Source organism: Heyndrickxia camelliae, from assembly GCF_002844575.1.
Classification (GTDB): Bacteria; Bacillota; Bacilli; order Bacillales; family Bacillaceae_C; genus Margalitia; species Margalitia camelliae.
The window spans coordinates 84,955-101,363 of the sequence record NZ_PIQO01000014.1; the positions used below are offsets into that span (position 1 = coordinate 84,955).

Below are 16,409 nucleotides of genomic sequence, written 5' to 3' on the forward strand. Positions count from 1 at the left end.
CCCTCAGATTACTGGGCCATTAAATTTTCCATACGGGGGAATGGATATGAATTTTTTTAAAAAAAGTTGGAAAAAGAAAGAAGCGACAACTAGCAACCAGCAACCGCAACAACAAAATATGCAAGGAAATCAACCCAAGTCTCATGATTTGAAAGAGGTAAAATTCTTCAATTCTCGAACCAATTTGCATTTTTCCTTAAAATTTATTTCTACCTTAACAGATGAGGAAATTATTCAAAAAGATGTTCTTCCTTATTTATTGGAGGAATGGTTTGAAAAGATTGAAGACCTTAATAAAATTCTGCCTGTAGCAGATTTTGAGATAAGTACAGATTTATCACAAATTGAGCAAAAATTATATAATGGCTATGTTTTGCTTCGAACAGAGCACGAGAATAATAGTAAGTTTGCTTTTATTTCTGCTCAACAACAAGTAACAAGAACCGTAAGTGCTCCTGAAATTGAATTTAGCGTTATTGGTCCAAAGGAAGCATTCATCGAATCGATTGATCAAAACTTAAATCTAATTAGAAAAAGATTGCCTATTAAGGAGCTAATTATTGAAGAATTTAAGGTTGGGAACTTTTCCAAAACCAAAGTAGCCTTACTTTATATTAACGGAACAGCTAATACTGAAAATATTGACACCCTCAGGCAAAGGTTGAAGGCCGTTGATTTTGATGCGATTAGTGATAGTTCGTTTATTGAGCAAATATTATCGGACAATCATTCCTCCCCTTTCCCAGTCTTTCTTGATACAGAAAGACCAGATCGAGCTGCAGGTGTATTAAGTCAAGGGAAAGCCGTCATTGTGGTGGATGGTTCTCCTCATGCTTTAATTGGTCCGACAACGCTTATCGAGTTTTTCGTATCTTTCGAGGATTACTATATTAACTGGGGGATTGCCACTTTTTTTAGACTTTTGCGGATTTTCGCCGTTTTATTCTCAATATTGGTTACCCCATTATATGTAGCTGCCTTAACTTATCACTATCATTTAATTCCCACCAACCTGATGTCAACATTAATTAGTTCACGTCAAGGAGTGCCATTCCCTCCTATTCTGGAAGCATTAGTGCTGGAATTGACGATTGAGCTGTTACGTGAGGCTGGAGCACGACTACCAACAAAAATCGGACAAACAATCGGTATCGTGGGTGGTATCGTTATTGGAACAGCCTCTGTAGACGCAGGCTTTACCAGTAATGTTCTGCTTATTTTAATTGCCTTGGCAGCGCTGGCGTCCTTTACAACACCTGTTTATAAAATTGGTAATACCATTCGTATTCTGCGCTTCCCATTTTTACTATTTGCGCAGCTTTGGGGATTGCTTGGTATCGTATTTTGTTTTTGCATCCTTTTAACCCATTTAATTCGATTAACTTCGTTAGGACGGCCATATTTGGAGCCGCTATATCCTTTAAGATTTCCTGATTTGAAGGATACCATTGTGCGCTTAGGTTTTAATAAACAAATACTGCGACCACTTTATTTACAAACGAAGAATACATTTCGCTTTCCTCCTAAGGATGCAAAGCGAAAGAAAGATATAGATGAGTAACCAATCAGCGGAGGTAATGGCATGCAACCACAAATGATACCAGAAAATCGAAAATTTTCACCATATCTGGTTTTCCACACCACTTGTGGTATGCAAATAGGGGTAGGTGCACTGGGTTTTCAGCGAATTATTGCAAACATTGCCGGGTATGATTCTTGGCAGTCTGTTATTATTTCAGGAGTCGTAACCATTTTAGTTATGTCTCTTATGTATAGACAATTAGAAATGGTAAACGGAGATCTTTCGGATATTCATCAATTTGTACTCGGCAAATGGGTAGGAAAAATACTGGATATATTTTTTATCGTCTACTTCTCGATGCTAGTTTTGACAGTTCTCCGCACCTATATAGAAGTCATACAGGTTTGGATGTATCCTGATCTTAGTACTTTTTGGTTTTCTTTAGCTTATCTATTGCTTTGTATTTATATTATTTATGGAGGTATTCGTACCATTGTTGGAATTACCTTCTTTTCTTTTGTTCTTCCTTTTTTTATTGTTTATATTCTTGGTGCCGCCATTCCATATGGGGATTTTCGGCATTTTTTACCTCTTTTCAACCATTCTATGAATGAAATAGTAAAAGCAGCACAAAGCACTACTCTAACCTACTTGGGTTTTGAAACCATTATGATTTATTATCCTTTTATTAAAGAACCAAACAAATCGAAAAAATGGGCAATTCTCGGGGGTGTATTTACTACTTTATTATATCTATATATGACTATCATTACCTTCGCATTTTACGGAGAAGAACAGCTACAGAAAGATATTTGGGCAACATTAACAACCTTTAAAATTGTTAGGCTACCTGTAGTCGAACGCTTCGAATATATTGGGATTGCCAATTGGTGTTTAATAATATTGCCAAATGTTTGTTTATCTCTTTGGTGTGCTAGTCGATTGTTAAAAAGAACGATTCATATCAAACATACATATACCCTCTGGTTCATAAGCTTTGTCGTTCTGATTGCCAGTCCATTATTAAAAAAACGTCTGCATATCGACATGTTAAATAATATTATCGGAAACATCGGTTTTCTCATCAATTTTATTTATATACCGATTATTCTCTTATTGGTATCCATTATAAAGAAGGTGAAAAAAAATCCATGAAGAAAAGCTTTTTCCTTTTCCTTGCTACCATTCTCATTTTAAGCGGGTGTGTACAGCAACAAATCATAGATAAGCAAAATATTGAGACTGCAACTGCTTTTGACTGGACAGAAGGAAAAATTTTAGGAACTGTCCTTTATCCAACTTATATGCCAGACAAAAGTGTATTCAATAATGTGTTACTTGCAAAATCAAAGGTTACAAGGGAAATTTTAGAAAAGCTCCAAAAGAAGTCAGATCAGCCTTTAGTAACAGGAAGTATCCAAGTCGTTTTATTCGGTGAGGACCTTGCCAAACGCGGGTTCTATGAATTAATCGACTCTTTTCAAAGGGACCCCAATATTGGTTCAAGGATCCACCTTGCAGTAGTGGATGGCAGTGCATCTACCCTTTTAATGGGGAAATACGGAAACACTGGTAATGGCATATATATTAAAGATTTACTTGACCACAATATGAAATACCTCGATGTACCTAGGCAAAACCTGCATTTATTTGGTGCATATCTCTATGAAAAGGGGAGAACAACCTATTTGCCAATCATTAAGCAAATAGACAATACTGAACTTGGGATTACCGGGATGGCCCTATTTAATAGAAAAAAGATGGTGGAAAAAATTCCTCCGAAAAAAATGTTTTTCTTTAAATTGCTTGTAGACCGTCATAGTGCTGGAAATCAAGCAGTGAGAATTAACAACGAAGAAGTTGTTGTAAGGAGCATTAGCTCTAGTAATAACATCAAAGTAAATACAAAAAAGCAACCTTATGAAGTCACTATCCATATATATATAGAAGGTATCATACGTGAATACACCGGGAAAAAGATTTCCAATACGGTAATGCGTAAATTTGAAAAAGGTTTTGAAAAAAGGATTGAAAAGGAAACATTATCATTGTTGAAGGATTTTCAACGGCATAAAATCGACCCTGTTGGAATTGGAGAACGTACTGAAAATGTTTCGAGGCATTTCAATTGGGATAAGTGGTGGGATTCAGATTATCAGAACGTCACATTTAAAATCATCCCTAAGGTGCAAATTGTAGAAAGTGGTACTGTGGAGTAATGGAATAGTTATTTCATATGAATAATGAACAAAAGCCTGTGGAAGATTAGCTTCTACAGGCTTTTGTTTTATATTTCCGTAGAGAACATATACTTTTTATAATGATATCTTATCGAGAAGATTAAGCCAATAGACAGCATATTCCCCATCATCGAGCTACCTCCGTAGCTAATAAAAGGCAGCGGAATACCTGTAATTGGCAAGAGTCCAATCGTCATGCCAATGTTTTGAAAAACGTGGAAGGTAATCATGGCGATTACCCCGGAACAAATATAGGAGTAAAAATCATTTTTTGTTTCCAGGCTGGCTTTTGTTATATGGTAAATCAGCATAAAAAATAAGCTGACGACAATACTTGCTCCAATAAAACCAAATTCTTCCCCTATTACACTAAAGATAAAGTCTGTTTGGCTCTCAGGCAAATATACATCCCTGTGATTGAACCCTTTTCCTAGGGTTTCACCGGACCCAATCGCAAGGAGGGAATTAATGAGCTGATATCCCGAATCACTCTGATAGTTATACGGATCAAGCCAAGAATAAATACGCCCAAATTGATATGGTTGGACATGTAAATACTTGCTTAAAAATTGCGGGTTCCAAATTACAAAATAAATTGCAATTGCGGCAATACTTGCAAATCCTCCAAAAATCGGCAATAGTAATCTCCAAGTGATTCCTGAGGAGAAGATAATCCCCATCATAATCGCAATAAATACTAAACTAGTTCCTAAATCGGGCTGTAACATAATTAATCCTAACGGAGCCATGGTAACAATTCCGATTTTAACTAATAACCAAAAATCCGTTTTTACCGTTTTTACAATGAATTTTTGATGATGATCTGTAACAACCCGGGATAAAGCTAAAATGAAAAACACTTTCATAAACTCCGAAGGCTGCAATGTTCCCATAAAAGGAACCTTGAACCAGCTCTTTGCACCATTTATATGGGGAGCAATAGAGCTTGGTGCAATAATTAGCAGAATTAAAAGAAAAAGCCCAAATCCATAGCTATACCATGATAATTTTTTCAACTGATCAGAGTCCAATTGAACCGTCAATATGATTAAACCGGTACCAACAATATACCAAAGTCCTTGCTTCATAACAAAGTTTCCGCTGTATTGACCAGATTTTTGTGCACTATATATGGATATGAGACTAACAAGACATAATAACATAATGGTTAATACTAGTCCGTAATCTATTTTGGATGTTTTTGTTGTTCGAGAAGTCATATATAAATTCGTCTCCTACTATTTCTTAGGGTGTATGTTCAAAACTTAACAAGTATAGTCATAATAACATTATACAGGTTCATGTCAACGATACAAAGTCACAAATTGTGGCATTGTCATGACCATTTTTATCTTAATCGCTATATAATGATAAAACCACACTTCAAGAAAGCCATACATTATGTCATATTTCCTATTTTATAAGAAAATAGCTAATAGAAACAAATTAATTGAATGAAAATCATAGAACGAATACAATACTAATGAAAGATTAGCTAAGCTGCGAGTTGTTTATAATAAGGAGGATTTGTTTTGGAAGAAGTGAAAAGTCTTGAAACATTTGAGCAACTTATCTCCAGTGATGAACCTGTTATCATGAAGTTTTTCGCTGGCTGGTGTCCAGATTGTACTAGAATGAATATGTTTATTGATGATGTTATTAAGGACTATAATCAATATAAATGGTATGAAATTAATCGTGATGAATTTCCGGATCTTGCAGAAAAATATTCTGTAATGGGAATTCCAAGCCTGTTAATTTTCAAAAATGGAGAAAAATTAGCACATTTACACAGCGCTAACGCCAAATCTCCTGAACAAGTTAGAGAATTTCTGGATGCACAATAAATACCTGCCTTAATAGGAAAAATTTAAGTAAACATACTCATAATAAAGCGGCCAGAAGAGTTTCTGACCGCTTTTCTTCTTAATATTTCATTATTAATGCATTTTGAACAGTTTGAGCATCTTTTTCTAATAATTTCTGCAAATTAAAGGAAGGATACAGTCCATTCTTATTCATATAGTCGAAAATTTTCGTATACCAACTAATAACAATATTTAAATGGCGTTGAAACACAGAGCGTAATTCAGATGAAGTTGTTTCGGTTATGGCGTTTGCATATATTTTAATTGTTGCTTTTGCTGCACCTAATAGATCCCCTGCAAAAAAGCTTTGCTCATTTTTGCGCCTGCTATATTCATTAGGAATATTGTCCACATAAGGCAATAAATCCTTTAAATTTTTTTCCACCAATTTTATGGAATAAAGGTATAAATCATGGAGTTCATGATTTATAACTTTTCTAACAGACATTTTTAATTGAATTAAGCAGTTCGCCTGGAATGTTAATAATTCATGGAGTTCCAATGATTCATGCCATGCTAACTGATGATTCATACTTGTTTTCTCCTTATTTGTATTTCTCCATATCTTATGAACGTATAGGCTTTTTTGTTAGTCTTCCAAACAACTTTGGGCTCCTTTAGTAGGTTGTTAATTGCAATAATTCCTGCAGTCGGTATACTCCCCTTTCAAGAAAGACCCACTTATCTTTTTCTTTGTTGTATGGATAAGTAAAAAGACCATTTTGATTCAGCCAAATACGTTTAAAATACGAATCCACTTGTTCCACGATAGCAGAATCATTGGGGGCAACAACCAAAACATCGGTTTCCAAATTATAATCTGCCAAATTTCGAAAAGTTAAATTACTAGAACCATTGATGATAATGGAAATGTCTCTTTTCTGTATGAATATTAACTTCGGATGAAATTGTTCCCCAAGCGTTTTATACCACCGAATGTGGATGAATCCATTTCCCTTTTTTATAAGTTCCTGGGCCACAGGATGATTGGGTAAACCATGTTTACGATGGCCGAATGCATTATTGTTTGGGTCCAAAATCAAATTGATGTTTACTCCTCTATTAGCAGCTTCTATCAGTGTGTGAATTATGGTCCTGTCAGCAATATAAAACATTGCCATCCATATTTCGTCACCTTTTTTTGTTTTGGCTAATTCTGATTGGATATGTTTATACACTTTTCCTTCTGTAAGCAATTGAGCCTGAATGTTGCCGTTTCGCCCCTCTTTAGAATCAAACGCAGGAACTTTTAAACGATCAGACAAATGAATGGCAGCTTGTTCAGAGAAAAGTACATCTTGAATAATGGGTCCTTTTATTTCAAATGCAGTATTGTTAAAATTTGCACTCGCATCATGTGAAGGGTTACCTGAAAAAATAATAGCGGAGTTTTCTGTTGCAAATATTTTGCGGTGATTTGCTTTGATATTTAATAGCTTCAAATAAGAACGAATGGTCATTTTCGGTGCATTATCCGCTAATGCATTTGGCAACCAGCCCTTTTCAGAAAGTCCAAAACCTTTTATAAACATTCTCCATAATCCAGAATATAAAGGTGTAGAATCACGTAACCTATCTATATTTGTTATGATGACATCTATGCCATTCTTCTTAAGATTTTCAAACTCCTTTAATTTATAAGAACCGTAGGAAGTATTTATTTCATCAGAAATGACAATGATTCGAATGTTGGGATTATGCTTTTTCTTTTCTATTAATCTTTTCACTAATGTCTCACTTACTTTCGGAAAATTAAGCCCTTTATTTTGATAGCCATTAAAAAGAAAAAAATCAAGCACAATAAATTCATTCGCCTCATCTATTGCCTGAACCAGACGAGGAAAAATAGACTTTTCTATTTTCTTGCCATTTTGCTCATAATAGGTTAAATCCGTTAAGAAGGAGATATCCTTATCATTTATAATATGCTTTTTTCCTTCAAAAGAGATACCTGGAGGAAGAGGTTTATATGCATGATATATTATAGTTCCAATATAAATAATAAGGAAGAGTAGCATAAGGAAGAGAAAGATCTTTCTTTTCATCCTGATAAAAACCCCCTACCTTGTATAGATTGGTTTATATTGCCCAAATTTAAAATAGATTAACCAGATATGTGTAATTTGCTTTACTTTTGGGTAATGTAACCATAAAAGAAAGGAGTGTTTGTCATGTTATGGACCATTATCATTATTTTAATTATCTTATGGATTCTAGGATTAATCGGCCATATAGCAGGGGGATTTATCCATTTGCTGCTAATTATTGCAGTAATATTATTAGTGATTAAATTAATTAGAGGAGCAAAAAATAGGTAGAAAAAAAGCCGTGTGAAAGACGGCTTTTTTATTGTAATTATAAAAGTTCAATACTTAAAATTTCAGCTATTTCCTTCCGAAAAGGATCCAGTTCCTTAATAGTTTTAAAATTTGTAAGCATTCCTTGAAAAATATATTTTTTAACATCCTGCTTGTTGTTTTCTTCTATCAAATATTCGATGACGTTGTATAACTCTTCTTTTCTGTCTTGAGGGATTCCTAATGATTCCAAGGTTTCTTTCATCGCTATTAAATTGGATAATATCTTTTGTTGATTGGTGAGAAGACCATTCATGTATTCTTTAAATTGAGCTTTTGTTAATAGCGGTTCCAGTTTACTCCTCTTGATTCCTTCTACAACATCATCTATTCGTTCCAGCAAATAGTAGGATATCTGCTCAGGTTCCAGCTCAATCCCGTCAAATACAGTGATTTTCATATACGCGTTCCGTATCCCAAAACAAATTAATACCAAATCATTCACCGATGATTGGATGGATTCACCATAACATGCAAGCAGAAGGGTCTCTTCTTTTTCAAGCATGTTTACTGTATGTGCCTTTATAAGTTTTTGTAACTCTTCGTTTACCGATTGATTTTGTTCACGGAAATACATAACGATAAAATCTCTATGCTTCATAAAATATTGGAATTGAAGCTGAATTCTTTTTCTGATTTTTTCCTTTGGATCTATATTTAACGCATCAATTTCGGAAATCTTCTTATTTAATTTGTCATGGTAATATCTAAATATATCAACTAAAAGCTCCTCTTTTGAGGAAAAATAGTTGTAAAACGCCCCTTTTGATATTCCATAATTGCTGACAATATCTTGAACTGATGTAGATTGAAAACCTTTCTCAGCAAATAATTTAATAGCGGTTTTGATAAGTTCCTTCCGTTTTTGCTTCATCATGGTCCCCTCTTTTAATGTCACCGAGAGAAGAATTGCATCCTCTCGATTCCCGTAACCTTATTTGTTCCCTCAACTATAATGGTAAAAATATAGAATCTCTTATAGCATCAATGGCATTAACTTCATCACGTATACCCTTCATTTTTTCATCCAGCATCCTTACACTGTCTGCAGCCTCTTTCAGTTCATCCTTCAAATATTGGGGAATATCCCGATTATATTTATAGAAGATCTTATGTTCAAGGCTTGCCCAAAAATCCATAGCTAAAGTTCTTAACTGAATTTCTGCATTTACATGCTCCACCCTATGTGTTAACTGGACCGGTATTTGGACAATTATATGAAGGCTTTGATAGCCATTTGGTTTTGGATTATGTATATAATCCTTCACTTCTATTACCTTAAGATCTTTTCTTTTTAAAAACAGGTTATAAATTTCATAAATATCGGAAACAAAGGAACAGACGATTCTCACGCCTACTATATCAAAAAGATACTTCTTTGCATTTTCCAACGTAGGTTCGATTTTTTTTCTCTTTAGCTTATCCAGCATGCTCGACGGTGTTTTAATCCTTGTTTTAATATGCTCGATTGAATTATTTTCTCCCATTAAAAAAGCTTCTTCGACCATTATATTAATTTTCGTCTTTAAATCATCTAATCCAAATTTATATGGCAAGAAAAACTCTTTCCATTGATTTGTGTCGTACATATATATTCTCCTTTAACTTCTCCCTTTATTGGATGAAAGTTGCAATTTAACAGAACTTTCACTTGCTAATGTATGACCAGTCATTTATATTATAAATTGACATGACCAGTCGGTCAACCTTGTGAAGGAGCGATATAACTTGAATCAAATCATAAACTTTTGTATGAAAAATAAGTTTGCAGTTTGGTTGATAACGATTATTGTCGTCGTGGCAGGCTTGTATTCTGGCTTAAAGATGAAGCTGGAAACTATACCAAATATAACAGCACCTGTAATTATGGTTTCAACGGTTTATCCAGGTGCAACGCCAGATGATATTGCTGAAAAAGTAACGAAGCCAATCGAACAAAGAATCAAAAACTTATCTGGGGTAGATGTTGTCACTTCTACATCTTCGCAAAATGTTTCGTCTATACAAATCCAATACCAATATTCAAAAGATATGGACAAGGCGGAATCAGAGATAAAAGACGCTATTTCTGAAGTGGCTTTACCCGATAAGGTCCAATCACCTAAGGTTTCGAAATTCAATATTAACGAGTTTCCTATCCTTTCGCTTAGTATTACTAATAATAAACAATCACTTGAAGAGTTAACCAAAACAGTGGAAGATGATATTATTCCTTCATTGGAAGGAATTGAGGGTGTTTCCCAGGTTCAGGCATCAGGTCAATATGAAAAAGAAGTTGATATCACATTTGATCAGAAAAAACTTGCAAAGTATGGACTTACGGAGGATGTTGTCAAGCAGCTTATTCAAGGATCTGATGTTTCTGTACCGCTTGGTTTAATCACTTTCGATGATAAAGAAAAATCTGTAGTGGTAGATGGAAATATTCATACGATGGAAGATTTGAAAAATCTTAAAATCCCATACACACCACAAGTACCGATGGGAAATCAGTCCACTTTAAATGCTCAGGGGCAGACCGTTGCCAATGCTGGCCAATCCTCTTCTTCAGTTGTTACAGCACCAGCAATTCCAACTGTGAAACTGGCAGATATTGCGGATGTGAAGATTGTTGGGAAGCATGAATCTATTTCCAAAACGAATGGTGCAGAATCCATCGGTGTTCAAATATCAAAATCAACCGATGCCAACACGGTTGATGTGGCAGATAATGTAACAAAGAAAATCAATGAGTTAAAAAAGAATCACGCTGGTTTGAAAGTCGTGAAAATGTTTGATCAGGCAACACCAATTAAAGATTCTGTCAGCACGATGCTAAACAAAGCGATTATCGGTGCATTATTTGCAGTAATTATTATTTTGTTATTCTTAAGGGATTACCGATCCACTATTATTTCGGTTATTTCTATTCCATTATCCCTTATCATTGCTGTTTTGATTTTAAAACAAATGGATATCTCTTTAAATATCATGACACTTGGAGCAATGACCGTTGCGATTGGACGCGTCGTCGATGACTCCATCGTTGTTATTGAAAATATTTACCGAAGAATGTCGTTAACAACAGAAAAACTAAAAGGTAAAGATTTAATTAGAGAAGCAACCAAAGAAATGTTTAGGCCAATTATGTCCTCTACCATTGTCACCATAGCTGTATTTTTACCGCTTGGCCTTGTTTCTGGTATGGTTGGGGAGTTGTTCTTACCATTTGCCTTAACCATTGTATTTGCTTTACTTGCCTCTTTGCTAGTAGCCATTACGGTCGTTCCAATGTTCGCAAACTCCTTATTTAAGAACGGCATTAAGAAACAGCATACAGCCGAAAAAGAACATGGCAAGATAGCCTCCTTTTATAAAAAAATATTGAATTGGTCTTTAGATCATAAGTTGATTACATTTGGACTCGCTATTTTGATTTTCATCGGAAGCTTATTACTCATCCCAGCTATTGGGGTAAGCTTTATTCCATCCGATGAACAAAAAATGGTAATGGCAACATATAAGCCAGATCCCGGCCAAACAAGAAGTGATGTCGAAAAAATAACAAATAAAGCCGAGAAATACTTTGAAAATCGTACTGGAGTCAAAAATATTCAATACTCCGTTGGCGGAGAAAATCCAATGAATCCTGGAGAAAATAATTCTGCATTATTTTATGTAGAATATGATAAAGATGCGAAAAACTTTGATAAAGAACCTGAAAAGGTCATCAAAGATCTGCAAACTATGTCAAATAAGGGTGAATGGAAATCACAAGATTTCGGTTCTACAGGAAGCAGTAATTCTTTAGAGCTGCTTGTATACGGGGATACCTTAGAACAAATACAGCCTGTGATTCAACATATTGAAGACATTATGAAACAGAATCACTCTTTAAAAAATGTTAGCTCCAGTTTATCAAAATCCTACCAACAATATACACTGGTAGCGAATCAAAGCAAGCTTGCAGGATATGGATTGACTGCTGGCCAAATTGGAATGGAATTAAACCGTGTTGGAGATAATCCTGTCTTAACTACAATTAAGAAAGATGGAAAAGATTTAAATGTTTATGTAACAGTCGATCAAAAATCCTACAAAAATGTAGATGATCTCACAAATACAAAAGTTAAATCTTCGCTTGGCACTGATGTTGCTTTAAAAGATGTTATGAAAGTACAAACTGGTGAATCTCCGAACTCTGTCTCTAGAAGGGATGGAAGAATTTATGCCAGTGTGAGTGGGGTCATAAAAGAAAAAGATGTTTCCAAAGTTTCACAAGATGTAAAGAAAAAAGTAGATAAAATCAAGCTTCCAAGTAATGTTGAAGTGTCTATGGGTGGTGTAACGGAGGATATTAACGAATCCTTCTCTCAATTAGGACTTGCAATGCTTGCCGCGATTGCAATTGTATATTTAGTTCTAGTTATCACATTTGGTGGAGCACTTGCACCATTTGCTATCCTTTTCTCCCTTCCTTTCACTATTATCGGGGGATTACTGGCATTACTCATTACAGGAGAGACTCTAAGTATTTCTTCCATGATAGGTGCTCTAATGCTTATCGGTATCGTAGTTACAAACGCAATTGTATTAATTGACCGTGTGATTCATAAGCAACAAGAGGGACTATCTACACGTGAGGCACTGTTAGAAGCTGGGGCTACACGGATTCGTCCTATATTGATGACAGCACTCGCCACAATTGGTGCTTTATTGCCGTTAGCCTTTGGATTTGAAGGCAGCGGACTCATTTCGAAAGACCTTGGAGTCACCGTTATCGGTGGTCTTACTAGTTCTACGCTATTAACATTGCTTATTGTTCCAGTAGTATATGAGTTTTTAATGAAGTTTAAAAAGAAGGAAAAAAACATAGAATAAAAATAAGGTCACTTCATTTTGAAGTGACCCTTATTGTATATCCATTTCATATTTCTTTTCCATAAAATCTTGGATAAAAGAGATTAACGTACAAAGTGCCCAATAAATGAGTGCTACTAAAATGTACATGGTCATGTAATCAAATTCTCTGCCACCGACGATTTTTGCCTTTTGAAACATTTCTGGTACAGTAATCATGGCTGCTAATGAGGTTCCTTTTATTAAATCAAGAAATACATTGAATAAAGGAGCAATTGCAATCCTAATTGATTGAGGCAGGATAATCCTTCTCATCGTTTGCCAGTAGGTAAAACCAAGAGATGCAGCTGCCTCCCATTGTCCCTTTCCAACAGATGAAATGGAGGAGCGCCAAATTTCTGCCATAAATGCTGCACTATTTAACGTAAAGCCAATAATCGCTGCTGTGACAGCTGTAAATTCAATTCCTATAATAGGAAATCCATAGTATAAGATAAACAATACTACAAGGATAGGCACTCCACGCATGAAGGAAATATAGATTCTAGACAACCATCTTAGTAATTGATATTTAGAAGTTCTTGCTAGAGCTAAGAAAAAGCCAATAATAAGTCCTAATATCATACTGACGAAAGACAGCAGCATGGTATAACCAATTCCTTGCAGCACATACGGGAAGGATTTGATGGCAAGTTTAAGATTAAATAGATATTCCCACTGAATATTGCTCATTGACCTTCCCCCTTAGCTTATTTTGAGAATTTGATATTTGGTTTTTTCGATACATCATCTCCGCCAAAGAATTGTTTGGATAATTTAGTAATGGTGCCATCTTCTTTCATTTTTTTCAACGTGCTATCAATCTTATCTTTTAACTCTTGATTATCTTTTTTCATGATCATTCCAGCACTGCTAGGTGAAAAACGAATATGCGGTTCAATCATAATATTTAATTTTGAATAAGCAGCAATTGCTAGTTTCTGTAAATAATAATCATTTAAAATAACATCTGTTCTTCCATTAGAAACATCACGCAAATATTGATCATTGGTTGCATTATCGTAAATAACTTCTTTTGCGCCATGCTCACGTGCCACTTTCATATAAGTAGTGGTTGCTTCTCCTGCCGCTTTTTTTCCTTTCAAATCATCCAAAGAATGAATGCCAGAGCTGTCGCTTTTTCTAACAATTGCAGAACCAAACGAATATTTATACGGTGCTGAAAAATTAAATTTCTTTTCACGATCTTTTGTGATTGCAATGTCATTTGCGGCAAGATCTACTTTTCCACTGTTAACCGAAGTAAGCATACCATCGAAAGCCATTTCAACAAATTTTACTTTCAAGCCAAGTCTTTTTGCAACCTCGCGTACTACTTCCACATCATATCCTGTTAATTGATCGGATTTGGAATCATGATATGAAGCTGGGTAAAGGGTTCCAGATGTCGCTACGGTTAGTTCACCCTTGTCCTTTATTTTATCCCAAGTTGTTTGCTCTTGAGTTTTTGTGTTATTGCCTCCACATGCAGCAGTTACTAACATTACTGCTATAAGCACTAGTGCGATTGGAAGCCGCTTTAATGTATGTACTTTAAACATGCAAAATCCTCCATTTTGGTTTTATCATAGGCTATTTGCAGCCTCAACAGATAAAAACATAGCACTGAACTTGGATTTACGCAATGGAATTTTTAGTATACAGAATTTTAGATTAATAAAGGCCAATTCAAGTTTGAATCGGCCCTCCTTCATTTATTTACTTCTCATCCAACAAGACTAGCTTAAAACGTTTAAAGGCATTTGATGTTGATAATGACTACTCTTATAAGCGTAATACTTATTTTATCTTCATTTGGTTATAATCCTTATAAGTAAAAGTTTATTTTTTCATTAGTCTTTGAAAAGTCGTTAATATCTCATCCAGCACTTCGTAATCCCCTTGCTGGATCCGCTCTACAACACAACTTTTTATATGTCCTTCTAATAATATTTTGGCCACACTATTTAAGGCTGCTTGTGTTGCTGAAATTTGCGTGATGACATCATCACAATAAGTATCCTTTTCGATCAGCCCTTTAATCCCTCTAATTTGTCCTTCAATCCGATTTAAGCGTGTCATTAAATTTTTTTTCGTCTTTTCAGAATGGTGTGAGGCCCTTTGTTCGTCTATTTTTACGTGTTCCTCTTTTTCCTCTATTGCCATGAAAAATTACCCCCATTCCGTATCCTTTATTCACATGTTGATGTCCTTTTATTGTATGCAACCCAAAAGAAATGTTATGTACTTTTGTCGATAATATGTAAAAAGACTGGTCACAAGTATTATGTACCCTATAGAGTAGATACTTTGCCCTATAGGGTTCTATTTTGTTGAATTCGGGCAAACCAAATGAGTAAACAGCACTTTACAGCGATAGGAATGAAAAATTAAGAACTAAAACAAGAAATTAAAACTATATGACCTATTTGTAACCATTAAAGATATCGATGGAACTTAAATAAGATGACCCCTGTTCAATACAGAGATCATCTTATACGAGTTGCCTAATCTTTTTTAAAATACGCTTTTCTTAATTAAAAATATTTCTTTTTCCAAAAAATAAACGCTATGATTGCTGCCAATAATATGGATACTAAAATTGCCGATAAAAATCCATGTGGATAATGTTCCAAACCAAATGGCAGCGGAACGTTCATTCCTAAGAAACTAGCAACCATCGTAGGAAGAGCAAGAATGATCGTAATCGAAGTTAAAAACTTCATCACTACGTTTAGATTGTTCGAAATAATGGATGAAAAAGCATTCATCATACTTGTTAAGATCGAGCTGTAGGTCGCAGCCATTTCGATTGCCTGCGTGTTTTCAATCATAACATCCTCTAATAAATCTTCATCTTCCTCATACAATTTTAAATATTTTATTCTTAGAATTTTATCTAGAACCATTTTATTGGATTTTAAAGAAGTGGTAAAGTAAACCAAACTTTTTTCTAATGCTAATAATGAATATAATTCCTTATTCGTCATAGATGAATGATGAAGCTCTCGTTCCACATCATCTGTTTTTTTATTGATTTGTTTTAGATATCTTAAGTAATAAGATGAAATAACAAAAAGAACTTGCAAAGCAAAACGGGTTTTCTTATACGTATAAAATTCTTTAATTTTATTGTTTTTAAATTCCGTTAATACAGGTGCGTCTTTTAATGAAATCGTAATGAAACATTCCTCCGTCAAAATCATTCCTAATGGAAGTGTTTCATAAACAGAATAACCGGACTCATCCTTCACCATATACGGATAATCTATAATGATAAAGACATCTCCCTCTTCCTTCTCAATTCGGGATCTTTCTTCATCATCCAGAGCATCACGGATAAAATCAACAGGGACATTCGCTTCTTTTGCGACTCTCTGTATTTCGTGTTCATTTGGTGAGCTTAAATTTACCCAGCATCCTTTTGTGATTTCATCCACTACTTCAAGTTTTTTAGATTCTGCATTTGTTTTGTAAATTTCAAGCATAAACAACCTCCTCTCCTATATTGAGGAAGCCACTTGCACCTTCATCAGAGTGGATA

15 protein-coding genes are annotated in these 16,409 nt (G+C 34.8%); 6 read left to right on the forward strand and 9 right to left on the reverse strand.

Annotated features, from left to right (window positions below; translation table 11 throughout):
• Nucleotides 1–46: 46 nt before the first annotated feature.
• The 3 genes from CWO92_RS16885 to CWO92_RS16895 are packed head-to-tail and all read left to right on the forward strand — an operon-like array spanning nucleotide 47 to nucleotide 3,741.
• Nucleotides 47–1,561, forward strand: coding sequence for a spore germination protein (locus CWO92_RS16885; protein ID WP_101355381.1), 1,515 nt, complete (start codon nucleotides 47–49; stop codon nucleotides 1,559–1,561).
• Nucleotides 1,562–1,582: 21 nt separating this feature from the next.
• Nucleotides 1,583–2,677, forward strand: coding sequence for a GerAB/ArcD/ProY family transporter (locus CWO92_RS16890; protein ID WP_101355382.1), 1,095 nt, complete (start codon nucleotides 1,583–1,585; stop codon nucleotides 2,675–2,677).
• Nucleotides 2,674–3,741: a Ger(x)C family spore germination protein gene (locus CWO92_RS16895; RefSeq protein ID WP_101355383.1), complete on the forward strand. Its 1,068-nt coding sequence runs from the start codon at nucleotides 2,674–2,676 to the stop codon at nucleotides 3,739–3,741. Before CWO92_RS16890 ends, CWO92_RS16895 begins: the two co-directional genes overlap by 4 nt.
• Nucleotides 3,742–3,809: 68 nt before the next feature.
• Here the strand turns inward: CWO92_RS16895 and rodA are convergent, their stop codons facing one another.
• Complete coding sequence (rodA, locus tag CWO92_RS16900; RefSeq protein ID WP_101355384.1) at nucleotides 3,810–4,982, reverse strand: rod shape-determining protein RodA; 1,173 nt, start codon at nucleotides 4,980–4,982, stop codon at nucleotides 3,810–3,812.
• 312 nt (nucleotides 4,983–5,294) lie between these two features.
• On the opposite strand from rodA, the gene CWO92_RS16905 reads away from it, so the two are divergent.
• Nucleotides 5,295–5,609, forward strand: a complete 315-nt coding sequence (locus CWO92_RS16905) for a thioredoxin family protein (RefSeq protein ID WP_101355385.1) — start codon at nucleotides 5,295–5,297, stop codon at nucleotides 5,607–5,609.
• Between the two features lie 79 nt (nucleotides 5,610–5,688).
• Here CWO92_RS16905 and CWO92_RS16910 read toward each other — a convergent pair whose 3' ends face one another.
• Both CWO92_RS16910 and CWO92_RS16915 read right to left on the reverse strand, forming a co-directional pair.
• The gene (locus CWO92_RS16910; protein WP_101355386.1) at nucleotides 5,689–6,162 is read right to left on the reverse strand and encodes a spore coat protein; all 474 of its coding nucleotides are present in this window, start codon (nucleotides 6,160–6,162) and stop codon (nucleotides 5,689–5,691) included.
• A gap of 85 nt (nucleotides 6,163–6,247) precedes the next feature.
• Nucleotides 6,248–7,675 (reverse strand): phospholipase D family protein, encoded by a 1,428-nt coding sequence (locus CWO92_RS16915; protein ID WP_101355387.1) that lies wholly within the window; start codon nucleotides 7,673–7,675, stop codon nucleotides 6,248–6,250.
• 126 nt (nucleotides 7,676–7,801) lie between these two features.
• Here CWO92_RS16915 and CWO92_RS25020 point away from each other — a divergent pair, with 126 nt between their 5' ends.
• Complete coding sequence (locus CWO92_RS25020; protein WP_106426832.1) at nucleotides 7,802–7,948, forward strand: lmo0937 family membrane protein; 147 nt, start codon at nucleotides 7,802–7,804, stop codon at nucleotides 7,946–7,948.
• Nucleotides 7,949–7,985: 37 nt separating this feature from the next.
• Here CWO92_RS25020 and CWO92_RS16920 read toward each other — a convergent pair whose 3' ends face one another.
• Nucleotides 7,986–8,861 (reverse strand): TetR/AcrR family transcriptional regulator, encoded by an 876-nt coding sequence (locus CWO92_RS16920; protein WP_207767811.1) that lies wholly within the window; start codon nucleotides 8,859–8,861, stop codon nucleotides 7,986–7,988.
• Nucleotides 8,862–8,937: 76 nt separating this feature from the next.
• A complete protein-coding gene (locus CWO92_RS16925) occupies nucleotides 8,938–9,576 on the reverse strand; it encodes a GTP pyrophosphokinase (RefSeq protein ID WP_101355389.1) in 639 nt (212 codons plus the stop codon).
• 139 nt (nucleotides 9,577–9,715) lie between these two features.
• Between CWO92_RS16925 and CWO92_RS16930 the strand changes: the two genes are divergently transcribed.
• A complete protein-coding gene (locus CWO92_RS16930; protein ID WP_101355390.1) occupies nucleotides 9,716–12,847 on the forward strand; it encodes an efflux RND transporter permease subunit in 3,132 nt (1,043 codons plus the stop codon).
• A 30-nt stretch (nucleotides 12,848–12,877) separates the two neighbouring features.
• Here CWO92_RS16930 and CWO92_RS16935 read toward each other — a convergent pair whose 3' ends face one another.
• The 4 genes from CWO92_RS16935 to CWO92_RS16950 all read right to left on the reverse strand — a co-directional run bounded on the left by CWO92_RS16935 (nucleotide 12,878) and on the right by CWO92_RS16950 (nucleotide 16,353).
• Nucleotides 12,878–13,558 (reverse strand): amino acid ABC transporter permease, encoded by a 681-nt coding sequence (locus tag CWO92_RS16935; protein ID WP_101355391.1) that lies wholly within the window; start codon nucleotides 13,556–13,558, stop codon nucleotides 12,878–12,880.
• Nucleotides 13,559–13,575: 17 nt separating this feature from the next.
• A complete protein-coding gene (locus CWO92_RS16940; RefSeq protein WP_101355392.1) occupies nucleotides 13,576–14,427 on the reverse strand; it encodes a transporter substrate-binding domain-containing protein in 852 nt (283 codons plus the stop codon).
• Between the two features lie 280 nt (nucleotides 14,428–14,707).
• On the reverse strand, nucleotides 14,708–15,031 hold the full coding sequence (locus tag CWO92_RS16945; protein WP_101355393.1) for a metal-sensitive transcriptional regulator: 324 nt from the start codon (nucleotides 15,029–15,031) through the stop codon (nucleotides 14,708–14,710).
• 371 nt (nucleotides 15,032–15,402) lie between these two features.
• Entirely contained in the window at nucleotides 15,403–16,353 is a 951-nt protein-coding gene (locus tag CWO92_RS16950; protein WP_101355394.1) for a magnesium transporter CorA family protein, read from the reverse strand.
• Nucleotides 16,354–16,409 lie beyond the last annotated feature (56 nt).